2 pseudogenes (1 of these 2 only partly in view) are annotated in these 420 nt (G+C 62.9%); both read right to left on the reverse strand.

Features of this window, described 5'->3' with window-relative positions:
* A pseudogene (locus AUJ55_04610) lies at positions 1-371 on the reverse strand (hypothetical protein).
* Positions 347-420: pseudogene (locus AUJ55_04615) on the reverse strand (hypothetical protein) (it continues 448 nt past the right edge of the window). Before AUJ55_04615 ends, AUJ55_04610 begins: the two co-directional pseudogenes overlap by 25 nt.

Consider the following 420-nt stretch of genomic DNA (forward strand, 5'->3'; position numbering starts at 1 on the left):
GCGTCCATCATGGTGAGGATGCCGCTGTAGTCGCACAGCTCGGAGCGGTCGACCGCCATGAGATCTTCAAGGGCCTCTTCAAGGCAGCCGTAGTAGAAGTAGTGCATACACAGCGGGGTGTAGGGGCGGATTTTTAAGGTCGCCTCGGTGATGACCCCGAACTGGCCGTAGCCGAGGATCACGCGCTCAAACAGCTCGCGGTTGTGTTCATCGGAGCACTCAACAATCAGCCCGGTCGGAGTCACCACCTGTAGCGACACCGCCTGGTCGGCGCTGCACCCGAATTTGGCGGAGTTCACGTCGATCCCCCCCACCCCAAGGGTCCCCCCCACCGACGAGGTCAGGTTCAGGGGGGCCGAGAGGTAGTCCATCCCTTCGCGGCGCAGCTCCTCGGCCAGCAAATGCCAGAAGATCCCCGCC

Source organism: Proteobacteria bacterium CG1_02_64_396, from assembly GCA_001872725.1.
Lineage (GTDB): Bacteria > Pseudomonadota > MNWR01 > CG1-02-64-396 > CG1-02-64-396 > CG1-02-64-396.